This window comes from Hominibacterium faecale (genome assembly GCF_020734085.1).
GTDB classification, from domain to species: Bacteria; Bacillota; Clostridia; order Peptostreptococcales; family Anaerovoracaceae; genus Hominibacterium; species Hominibacterium faecale.
The window spans coordinates 285,280-297,665 of the sequence record NZ_JAJAGH010000009.1; the positions used below are offsets into that span (position 1 = coordinate 285,280).

Here is a 12,386-nt window from a genome sequence, read left to right on the forward strand (position 1 = left end):
TATGCAGTTATATTTAGAACAGCTCGCGGAGCATATCAAAAACATTCCCGGCAAAACCGCCATCGCGGATCGGGAGGGAGAAAGGGAGACCTCCTATGAGACCCTCTGGTCCCTCAGCGACCGAATCGCGGCGGTGCTGATAAAAAGAGGCGTTAGAAAAGGAACCTTTGTATCCATTCTCCTTCCCAGGGAAATGGAGTACATTGCCGCGTCTCTGGGAATCCTCAAAGCGGGCGGCGTGATCGTACCCCTGTCTTTCAGCTATCCTAAAGAGCGGATCGACTTTATCAACGACCAGTGCGGGGCCGGCGCGGTAATCGACGAAAAATTCCTGGCAGAGCTGCCCAAGGAAACAGGCCGGCTTTGCTTGCCAAAGATCGAAGGCACGGACCGGGCCCTGGCTGTCTATACATCGGGCTCCACCGGAACGCCCAAGGGCATCGTCCACAGCCACCTGAGCCTTGCCAGCGCGGCGCGGCGCAGCGCCCAGGTCTTTGTCACAGCAGAGGATGTCTACCTGTCCAACCTGCCCTTCCATTTTGTCGCCATTGTGGTGGACGTTTTTATGGGCCTTTACGCGGGAGGCTCGGTACATATCAACAGCGAAGAAGGGCGAAAGGATATCCGCAGAATTGAAGATTACATCGCGGACCACCGCATTACAGCTACCCTGATTTCCCCTCAGATGATGAAACTGTTTAAAAATAAGGGGGATTCTCTGAGAACCGTGCTCTGCGGCAGTGAGCGGGTATCGGGAGTCTATGGGGACGGCTACCAGATCTACAATATTTACGGCTCCAGCGAAACCACCCCGGCGGCCACTTTTTTCAAGGTGGACCGGGAGTACGACAATACGCCCATCGGAAAACCCTTCCCGGACATGGGAATTTACGTGCTGCGGGAGGACGGCAGCCAGGCGGAACCGGAGGAAACGGGAGAAATCTGCATTTCCGGCTGTCTGGCGGAAGGCTATCTGGGGCTGCCGGAAAAGACGGCCGAAACCTTTACGGAAAACCCTTTCGCCAAAGGAGACACGGACCGGGTCCTCTATCACAGCGGCGATCTGGGCTACTTGCAAAAGGACGGCAATCTGGTCTATGTAAACCGGAAGGACTGGATGGTGAAAATCAACGGACAGCGGGTGGAAACCGGCGAAATCGAGGCCATCATCAGCGGCCTTTCCTATGTAAAGACCGCTGTGGTAAAGGGCTTTGAAAATGAATACGGTCAGACCTGGCTCTGCGGCTACTTTCAGTTGGAGGACGGGGATGGGCCGGAGAACCCCGCCGCCGCCATTAAAGGGGAATTGAAGAAAAAGCTGGCCGATTATATGATCCCCCAGTTTCTGATCCGGATGGACGCTTTTCCATTGAACCAGAACGGCAAGCTGGACCGGCTGGCCCTGAAAGCCCCCGACGCGTCAGCCTTTAAAGCCGAATACCAGGCCCCGCAAAGCGAAGAGGAAGCGGCCATCTGCCGGGGCTTTGAGGCAGTTTTGGCAATAGACCGCATCGGGCGCAAGGATGATTTCTTTACCATTGGCGGGGATTCCATCAAGGCCGTGCGCTTGCAGGAATTCTGCCAGGACCTTTTCCTCACCTCCGCCCAGATCTTCGAGGGAAGGACGCCTGCGGGAATCGCGGCCCTTCTCGACGGGCAAAAGGCCGACCCTTACGCGGGCTGCGACAGCCCGAGGGACTTTTATCCCCTCACCGACAGCCAGCTTGGGGTGTTTTTGGAGTGTATGCAAAGCCCGGAAAGCGTCATGTACAACATCCCATTTTGCCTTACCGCCCCGGGGGATACGGACGTTCCCAGGCTGCAAAGGGCGCTGGAGACGGTCGTCCGCCACTATCCGGCGCTGCTTGTGGGCACCGGCCAAAAGGACGGCGAGTACGGCATGATTCCCCTCCCGGATCGGGAAGTTGTCATTCCGGTGAGGGAGATTGCCGGATCGGAAATGGAAAAAATCAAAGCATGCTTTGTGCGGGCCTTTGATCTGGAAAAGGGACCCCTTTTCCGCATCGAGCTGTACAAAACCGAACAGCAGGTCTATCTTCTGGCCGATTTTCACCACATCATTTCCGACGGCGCATCGGTGGCCGAATTTTTCCGCCAGACGGCCCGCGCTTATGAGGGAAAGCCTTTGGAAAAAGAAGTCATTTCCCAATTCACTCTCGCAAATTATGAGACGACCTTAAAAGAGAAGGATGTTTACAAAGAAGCCAAGGCGTATTTTGAAGAATATCTGGCGGGCAATGAGGTGGACGTCAGTCCGGTATTCGACCGGCCGGAGGATCCGCAGCAGTCCGTGCGGCCGGGAAAACGCCACTATGTCAATCTGGCGGGCAAGCTTTCCTCAGAAGAGCTGGAGCGGTTTTCCCGCCAGGCCGGCGTTACGGAAAATACGGTATTTTTGGGCGCTTACGCCTATGCCCTTGCCAAATACACCGGACAGAGCGAGGCGCTGCTGGCTACGGTCAACAACGGCCGCCACGACCCGCGCATGAACCATACCCTGGGTATGCTGGTGCGGACGCTGCCGGTCTACCTTTCCATCGATGAGGAAGAGACGGTAGCAGGTTTCCTCGAAAACCTGCAGAGCCGTTTCTTTGAAACCATGAGCCATGACTGCTGTTCCTTCGGCGAGCTGGCCCGGGAGTATGGCGTGACGTCGGATCTGCTCTTTGTCTATCAGGCCCAGACCCTCAATTCCGTCACGCTGGACGGGGCAGAGGTGCCGATGGAGGCCCTGGAAACGGGAAACAGCCTCGCCAATATCGCCCTCCATGTATTCCGCAAAAAGGGCAGCTACGACATGTTCTTCGAGTACCGGAGCGACGTTTATGAAAGAAAAACCATCGAAACCTTGGGCAATCTGCTGGTGCGCGTTGTCAGGGGATTTTTGGAGTACGGCAGATTAAAAGAACTGCCCCTGGTATCCCCTCAGGAAGTCGGCATGTTGGAATCCTTCTACGGAGAGACCATTTCCTATGACCGGAGCAAAACCATCGTCGATCTCTTCCGGGAGCAGGCTGGGCGGGTTCCGGAAAAGACGGCGGTCATTTACAAGGAAAAGCGCATCGCCTACCGGGAAGTGGACGAGCTGTCGGAGCGCATCGCCGCCTATGTGAGCGGCCAGGGCATCGGCAGGGAACAGGTGGTAGCGGTTCTGATTCCCCGCTGCGAATATATGGCCATCGCCTCTCTTGGCGTGATGAAAGCGGGGGCCGCTTACCAGCCGCTGGACCCGACTTATCCCATGGACCGGCTGGCCTTTATGATGGAGGACGCCGGGGTGGAGCTTTTGATTGCCGATGAAAGCCTGCTTTCGCTGGTCCCCCAATTCAAAGGAAAGGTCCTGCTCACAAAGGATATTCCAAGCCTTCCGCCGGCAGAAGAGCCAGGGAAAACCGACCCTGCGCCGGAGGATCTGTTTATCCTGCTGTATACCTCGGGAACTACCGGCACGCCGAAAGGCTGTATGCTGACCCAGGCCAACATCACAGCCTTCTGTCACTGGTATCAATCCTTTTATGAGATGGAAGATGAAAGCGTGGTGGGCGCTTATGCCAGCTACGGTTTTGATGCCTGTATGATGGATCTGTACCCGGCCTTAACCTTTGGCGCGGCGGTTTTGATCATACCCGAAGAGCTGCGTCTGGAACTTGTTTCTCTTAACCAGTATCTGGAAAATGAAAAAGCCACCCACATTTTCATGACCACCCAGGTGGGCCGCCAGTTTGCGGCGGAAATGGAGAACCACAGTCTGCGGCACCTTTCTACGGGAGGCGAAACCCTGGTTCCCGTGCGGGTGGAGGCGGACTACGCCTTTTACAACGTGTACGGTCCCACGGAATGTACCATATACACCACGGCCTTTGAGGTGGATAAAACCGCAGCCTATGAGAATGTGCCTATCGGCAGGCCCCTCGGGAACTTGGAGCTTTACATCCTGGACAAGCAGCAAAGAAGAGTGCCGCCGGGAGCCTTGGGCGAGCTGTGCGTGGCCGGATATCAGGTGAGCCGGGGGTATCTGGGAAGGCCGGAGCAGACGGAAAAGGTCTTTACCTCCAACCCTTTTACAAACAGAGAAGGCTTTGAGCGCATGTATCACACCGGCGATATCGTCCGCTTTCTCCCTGACGGCAATATTCAGTTCATCGGCCGGCGGGACGGTCAGGTGAAAATCCGGGGTTTCCGCATTGAGCTGACGGAGGTGGAAGGAATCATCCGCCAGTATCCGGGAATCAAGGACGCCACGGTCATGGCCTTTGACGCGCCGGCGGGAGGAAAGGCCATTGCCGCCTATGTCGTTTCCGATGAAACGGTGGATATCCAGCGGCTCAACGCCTTTATTCAGGAGGAAAAGCCGCCTTATATGGTGCCTGCCGTGACCATGCAGATCGATGAGATTCCTCTGAACCAAAACATGAAGGTCAACCGCAGGGCGCTGCCGGATCCGCTGAGTCAGACGCCAAAAACAGGCGGCGATGATTCCAGGCCCCTCACCTTGCTGGAGCAGGAGCTGAAAGAGCTGGTGGGCGGCATTGTGGGCCATGAAGAATTTTCCGTAGGCACGGAGCTGACCAGGGCCGGGATCACGTCCCTGTCCGCCATCAAGCTGGCGGCGGCCATTGAAAAGGAATACGGCCTGACATTGGAAGTCAAGGCTATGATGAAACAGTGCACCATTCTTTCCATTGAAGATGAAATTTATAAAAGCTTGCGCAGCGGCGCGCTGCCTGCGGCCCGGAAGGAACAACGGGCGCTGAGGGACACTTACCCGCTGACCCAGGCCCAGATGGGCGTCTATTACGACGCGGTCCGCCGCCCTGAGGATACCGGCTACAATATCCCCGCAGTTTTCCGTTTTCCGGGGGAGCTGACGGCGGAAACGCTGGCGGATGCGGCGCGGACGGTGGTCAAAGCCCATCCGTACCTGTCCGCCCGGCTCTGCTCCCGGGATGGCGCTTTGGTGCAGGTTCCTTTTGAGGAAGAGCCGGTCATTGAGGTTCACTCCATGTCCGAGGATGCCTTTGGGGATTATCGGGACCGGTTTGTAAAACCGTTTGAACTGGAAAATAGCAGGCTCTATCGGCTGGCGGCGGTGGAAACGGAGGCGGGCCTTTATCTGCTGGCGGATTTTCACCACATCATCTTTGACGGCGGCTCTTTGGATGTGTTCCTCCGCCAGGTGGCGGCGGCCTGTGAGGGCGCAGAGGCGGAAAAGGAGGACTACAGCTACTTCGATTATGCGGCGGATCGTCAGGCGGCAGAGGACAGTGACGCCTACCGCCAGGCGGGCGAGTTTTTCGCGGATCTGCTTAAAAACTGTGAAGGGGCCAGTCAGTTGACGCCGGATCTGGCGGGAGAGGAAACCGCCGGCAGAAAAGCGGAGCAAGCCGCCTTTGTGGACGGCGAAAAGCTGGATGCTTTTTGCAGATCCGGAGGAGTTACCCCCGCCCATCTGTTCCTGGCCGGTGTCTTTTACACCCTGGCCCGTTTCCTCCATACGGAGGAGGTTTATCTTTCCACCATCAGCAGCGGACGGTCGGATTTGAAGGTCCGGCAGTCTCTGGGAATGTTTGTAAACACCCTTCCTTTGGCGGCAAGCCTGGGGCAAGGCAAGACGGCGATAGACTTTATCAGAGAATCGGCGGATTTAATGATGGACGCGGTGTCCCATGAAGGCTATCCTTTCTCCAAGATCGCCCAGGACTATGATTTCGCGCCCCAGATCATGTACGCCTGCCAGTTGGGCGTGCTGGAAAAGGTGGAGCTGCTGGGCAGTCAGGTAGAGATGGAAAGCTTGGAGAGCGACACGCCCAAGTTTAAGATTTCCATCCATATTGAAGAGCGGGAAGGCCGTCCGGCTGTCTGCGTTCAGTACAATGACGCTCTTTACAGTGGGGAGCTGGCGGCACTTCTTGCCGGGAGCATCGCCCTTTGCGTGGAGCGGATGATGGCCGGGCCGGAATGCCCGCTGCGGAGCATCAGCCTTGTTACGGAGCCGCAGAGGAAGGTTCTGGAAGGCTTTTGCCGCAGGGCCGCCGCGGAGCCGGAGGAGGAGATTTTCCACAAGGCCTTTGAAAAACAGGCGGCCCTCCATAAAAACAAGACGGCGCTCATCGCATCGGAAGGCTCCTATACCTATGGGGAGCTGGATGAAAGGATGAACCGGGTAGCGGGAGCGCTTGCCGCGCGCGGCTTTGGGCCGGGCCAGTCGGCCGCAGTCCTGCTGCCTCGGACCGGGGCGCTGATTATAGCCATGTACGGCGTTATGAAGGCCGGCGGCGCTTATATCCCTTGCGATCCGGACTATCCGGCGGAGCGAATTCGTCAAATTACAGAGGACAGTTCGGCCTCTCTGGTGATCACCACGGCAGACCGCCTGGCGGATTATGAACAGGCGGTGGACATGGAAGAGCTGCTGGCCTATGAAGGCGCGCCTGCGCCTTTGGCAGCGGTGACGGGGCACGATCTGGCTTACATGATCTATACCTCCGGCTCCACCGGAAAACCAAAGGGCGTTATGCTGGAGCACCGGGGCATTGTCAATTATACGCGCAATCATGAGGCCAACCCTCACGTGCGCGCCTGCGCAGAGGAAGGACATGTGATGGTTTCCGTAACTACCGTTTCTTTTGATATGTCTCTGAAGGAAACGGCGGTGGCTCTCTTGAACGGGCTGACGCTGGTGCTGGCCGACGAGGACTGCGCCAATCACCCCCTCAAACTTGCGGAGCTGATGGAAAAAACGGGAGGCGATATCTTCAACGCCACCCCGTCCCGTATGCTCCAGTATATGGAGTCGGCGGAATTCTGCCGGGCCCTGGCCGGGTGCAAGGTAGTCATGTCCGGCGGCGAGCAGTACAGCTTAAAATTGCTGGAAAAACTGAAAAAGGTCACCAAGGCCAGAATCTTCAATACCTACGGGCCGACGGAAATTACCGTTTCCTGCAACGCCAAAGAGCTGACTTTTGCGGATCGCATCACCATCGGGCCGCCGCTTTTGAATTATACGGAGTTTATCGCGGACAGCGATGGAAATCCGCTGCCTCCTGGCGTGACGGGAGAGCTGTATATCGGCGGCATGGGCGTTGCCCGGGGCTACCACAATCTGCCGGAAATGACCGAGGAGCGGTTTATCACCGCTTTCGGCCAGCGGGTTTACAAGTCAGGGGACTATGCCCGCTGGACGCCGGAGGGCGACGTGGTGATTCTGGGCCGGACCGACAACCAGATCAAGCTGCGGGGCCTGCGCATTGAGCTGGAGGAGATCGAGTCCTGTATCGGCGGGTATCCGGGTGTGAAAAACGCGGTGACGGTGATCCGGGAAATCAACGGAACCGAGCATTTGTGCGCTTACTTTACGGCGGAAAAAGCGGTGGAGGTTTCCCAGCTGAAAGCGTTCCTCCAGGAAAAGCTGACCAAATACATGGTGCCTACCGGTTATTGCCAGCTTGAAACGCTGCCTATGACCCCCAACGGGAAAATTGACCGCAAGGCGCTGCCGGAGCCGAAGCTGGCGGAGGCCGGTGAATATACGGCTCCTATGGGCGAGGGGGAACGGGTCTTCTGCCAGATCTTCGCCGATGTGCTGAAGCTCGATAAGGTGGGGGCCAACGACGATTTCTTCGATTTGGGCGGCACCTCCCTGCGGGTTACCAGCGTCATTATCGCGGCTACGGAGGCGGGCTTTGACATTACCTACGGCGATGTGTTCAGCCATACGACCCCGCGCAGGCTGGCGGCCATGTTCCGCACGGATGCGGGCGACTCGGCATCTGAGCTGGAGGACTTGTCCGATTATGATTATACGAATGTCGGCCGGGTGCTGGCGGAAAATAGCCTTGACTCCTTTGTTTGCGGCCAGCGGCTCCCGCTGGGCAACGTGCTTTTAACCGGCGCTACCGGCTTTCTGGGAATCCACATTTTGCGGGAATTCCTGGAGTCGGAGTCCGGGCGCGTTTATTGCATCCTGCGCAAGGGCAATTACGATTCTTTGGAAAAGCGTCTCAGCACCATGCTCTTTTACTATTTTGAGACGACCTATGAGGAATTGTTCGGGGACCGAATCCTTCTGGTGGAGGGCAATGTTACGGATCCTGGCGTCTTTCAGCGCCTGGAAGGTGAGGATATCCAGACGGTGATCAACTGCGCCGCCAATGTGAAACACTTCTCCAAGGGAACGGATATTGAGGACGTCAATGTGGGCGGGGTGCTGAACGCCATTGACTACTGCAAGAGAACCGGCAGCCGCATCGTCCATATTTCCACCACCAGCGTTTCCGGTTTCAGCGTGGGCGATGTGCCGCCTTCCAATACGGTGATGAGTGAGCAGATGCTCTACTTCGGCCAGGCTCTGGATACCAAATACGGCCACAGCAAGTTCCTGGCCGAGCGGGCTGTCCTGGAGGCGGCGGCCGCCGGTCTCAGCGCGAAAATCATGCGGGTGGGCAATCTGTCGGCCCGGGATACGGACGGCGAATTCCAGATGAATTTTGCCACCAACAGCTTTGTGGGCCGTCTCAAGTCCTATGAGCTGATCGGCAAGTTCCCTTATTCCATGATGGATATGACGGCGGAAATGGCGCCTATCGACAGCACGGCCAGGGCGATCCTGACCCTGGCAAAGACGCCGAAAGCGTGCTGCCTGTTCCACCCGTACAACAACCACAGTATCTATCTTGGGGATATCATCTGCGCCATGAAGAGCTGCGGCGTGGAGATCGAGCTGGCCGAAGAGGCGGACTATCTGGCGGCTTTGGAGACGGCCCAGAAAGACCCGGACAAGGCGGCGGTGCTGTCCAGCATGATCGCTTACGAGAATATGGGCCACGGGAAGAAGACGGTTTCCATTGCCAGGACCAACGATTATACCATGCAGGTGCTCTATCGCATGGGCTATCAGTGGCCGACCACTTCCAAGGAATATGTGGGCCGGTTTGTGGAGGCCATGGAAGGGCTGGGATTTTTTGCGGGAGCGTAAGGATGATGGTGGCCCGCTTTCTATCAAAGTGAAGGCCACCAAATTCTACAAGGAGGTTTTTATGAAAACATTTAAGCGATGCTATTGTGCCCTGTGCATCCTTCTGATTGCGGCAGTTTTCTCCGCATGTGAGGGCCCAACGGACAGCGTAAGCGTCCCGGTGGCCGGCGATGATATTACGGCATCGGACTATAGCCAAAACGATAATTGGATGATGCTCCCAAAAGAGAGTGACAAGCCGGTGGATGTATTTTACCTTTATCCTACGGCCTGGGGCATGGAGGATGAAGAGAATAACCCGATCTGCACCATTGATTATGAACCCATGAGAAAACAGGCGCAGGCCATTGCGGCCGGACAGGCGACCGCATTTGAAACCGTGGGAAACATTTACGCACCGTATTATCGCCAGATCGACGCGGCTTATTTGCTCTCCAAGCCGATCAGTAAGCAGCCCCAATATACGGATGGAGTCCCGGGAACAGATGCATTGGCAGCTTTTGACTATTATATGAAGCATTATAACAAGGGAAGGCCGTTTATTCTTGCAGGCCATTCCCAGGGCTCCGTAATGACAAAACTCATCCTGTTCCAATACTTAAAAGAAAACCCCCAGGCTGCCCAGAGGATGGTCGCTGCCTATGTAATCGGATATTCTGTAACAGAGGAGGAGCTAAAGGAAAATCCCCATATAAAATTTGCGGAAAGCGCAAACGATACCGGAGTCATCATTTCTTACAACACAGAGGCGCCGAAGGTAGATGGTAAAAATAACACGGTGCTGGATGGCTCGGTTGCCATCAATCCGATCAGCTGGACCCGCAGCGGCAGGACTGCACCCAAAGAGGATAATCTGGGCGCCTATATGCCCCAGGAAGACGGCAGCTATAAAAAAGTGGCGGCCCTTGCAGATGCTGCGGTGGATTTGGACCGGGGGACCGTAATTTGTACTACGGTTGATCCGAAAGAGTATGCAAATCCCAACAAAGCGTTCTTTCCCCTTGGGGTTTATCATAGCAAAGACTATGCTTTTTATTACTACAATTTAAGGGAGAATGCAGAAAATCGCGCGGCAAAGTTTTTAGCGGGTGCAAATTAGAGCAAGAAGGGCAAACGCAGAGTTTGCAAGAGATTTGCCGCTAGTGCGATCGAAGATACGTTATCTGCAATTTTTTCAGTTTATGAGGAGGTCTATTTTGAAAGTTATAACAATTATTTTAGGAGTACTAACCACACTGCTGGGTATCTTTTGCGTTTTTCGTCCGGGGGTTGCAGCTTTGAGCCTGGCCTGGCTGCTGGGGATTATCCTGATCCTGGCGGGGTTCAACATCGTAACAAATTATTTCGGGAAAAAAATCGGCTCCGGCTGGGATGCGTTCTTTGGAATTCTTTCCATCGTAGGCGGGATTATCTTGATTTGTAATTATTATGGGCGCTTTTTTGCGGACACGATCATTATTTATTTCATCATGGCTTTTGTCCTGGTTTCCGGTATTACCCGTGCGGCTGGCGCCTGGAAGCTGAAGAAGAGCGGCGAGTCCTGGGTGCTGGGCATGGTCTTTGGCGTGATCTCCATTCTTGTGGCGGTGGCTGCTATGTTCCATCCGCTGATGGGCGTGGCGCTGGTTGGCTATATGGTGGCCTTTACCATCGTGATGCAGGGCATCAATACCCTTAGCCTTGGCATGTCGCTGAAAAAATAAGAGAAAACGGATCTGAAAATCCCCTTGAATTTCATTTCTTGTTTTTGTATAATAAAAGCAAGAAAGGCGGAACCGCTGAAAACGGTTAGCCTTGAATACAGTTAAAAGTAACCGTAATCCTGGGCTGCGAGAACGGTTACTTTTTTATGTACTCGATCAGAATACCTACCACGATACCCACAAAAATGAGCATAAGTGACAAGATTTCAAAATCCGACATAAAGGTTGCCCTCCCTTCCAAGAGTTCCACAGAGTGGACGTTCATGTAGTTCGGGTAACTTTCCTTCTTTTGAAGGTTAACCGCTTTCGCCGCCTTTGCTTGCTTTTGTCTATTATATCCAGATTTGGCTATAATTTCAATATTTTTACATCAATATTTTTGCAAAATATCTTGTTGTCTTTATTGATTATTGTGGATGCGCTCAATGGATACCATCCTTCCTGGAGGCTCCGTCTGTCCTCGAACTTATCCCGATTTCTCTGTTTCCATTGACAATACAAATCTTTGTCGGCATTATATATGAAAAAGATGTTAGTTTGTATTTTTTGTGGTGAAGCAGGAAAGGAATTGGGGCAATGAAAGTACAGGAATTAAGGCAGCTGTTGATTTCTGCGGACAGAAATTTACTGGAGAAAGCATTTGTAGAAAGCTACAAGCAATTTTCCAAGGGGCAGAAGGAGGATGTCGATTCTCTGATACGCGATGTATTGGAAGGCAAGGATGTGAAGAAAACAGCGAAAAATACAATTATCAGTTTTCAAGACTTAGAACAGCAGATCACCTTGTTTATCGAAAATGCTCGCGCGCAGAATTATCTCGCTCCCAACCGAATCATTCCCAAACACCAGCGGCCCAAATGGCGTTTTTTAGTAAAACAATACATCAAAGAGCTGGAAAAAATCCCGACAGAAAGCGAGCATTATTTCAAATCAGTAAGCTTATTAACGGATCTGTATTCCCTAATATGTGAAGCCTGTAATTACTATTTATTTTCAACGGACGACCCTTTTCGTTCCATCGGATGGGCTCAGCCGGATTTCTTTCAATTAGTGGTAAAACGGACTTTTGCCGCAGGATATTCAAAAGAAACCATCTCCGCATTGCTTTTATCCGCTGCTACTGGAGGATTAAGCAGGGAGTCGCTGCACCTGAATCAGGAGCTGGTGCTCCTGCAGGAATTAAAGACAAGCGATGTGAAATATATGGCCATGGAAGAGGCAATGAAACTGGTGGCTGAAAAAAGTGCCAAGCTGGACCATCTTGGGAAATACGATAATCAAAGATATGATCTGGAAGATAGCGTAAATGAGCTCTGCGCAATGGTCTTGCTCATCGCAATTGCTTTGGCGGAACCGGAAGACGGGATCAAATACTATTTTAAAAACTGCCGGGAACAGGATAAGGAAATTACCCTCTACCGCGCTCTTGACTTGGTGGATTGCATGGGCGAAGATAAATTATGGCTATCTGTTTACGAATACGGCCTTAAGAAAAAAATAAAGCCGCGGGAGTACCTGGCCAGAGAGTACCAGGAACGGAAAAGTAAGAAGTAAGAGGAATTGCGAAGAAATTTGCGGTGACAAGGTGCCAGACGAAGCTTTATGTTCCCTGGCATCCCAAAAAATTATGTGTAAATAGAATAAAAGACATCCTTGAAGTCAAGAATCAGGACAGGAAATGCTTGGAG

The 12,386-nt window shown here is 53.8% G+C and carries 4 protein-coding genes; all 4 read left to right on the forward strand.

The features are described 5' to 3' along the window. The first annotated feature begins 1 nt into the window (after position 1). Positions 2–8,995: a non-ribosomal peptide synthetase gene (locus LG211_RS14385; RefSeq protein ID WP_269477860.1), complete on the forward strand. Its 8,994-nt coding sequence runs from the start codon at positions 2–4 to the stop codon at positions 8,993–8,995. Positions 8,996–9,056: 61 nt separating this feature from the next. Next, positions 9,057–10,094, forward strand: coding sequence for a DUF3089 domain-containing protein (locus LG211_RS14390; protein ID WP_269477861.1), 1,038 nt, complete (start codon positions 9,057–9,059; stop codon positions 10,092–10,094). A gap of 97 nt (positions 10,095–10,191) precedes the next feature. Further along, positions 10,192–10,698, forward strand: coding sequence for an HdeD family acid-resistance protein (locus LG211_RS14395; protein WP_227755464.1), 507 nt, complete (start codon positions 10,192–10,194; stop codon positions 10,696–10,698). A 576-nt stretch (positions 10,699–11,274) separates the two neighbouring features. After that, positions 11,275–12,252, forward strand: coding sequence for a hypothetical protein (locus tag LG211_RS14400; RefSeq protein ID WP_253020909.1), 978 nt, complete (start codon positions 11,275–11,277; stop codon positions 12,250–12,252). The last annotated feature ends 134 nt before the right edge of the window (positions 12,253–12,386 follow it).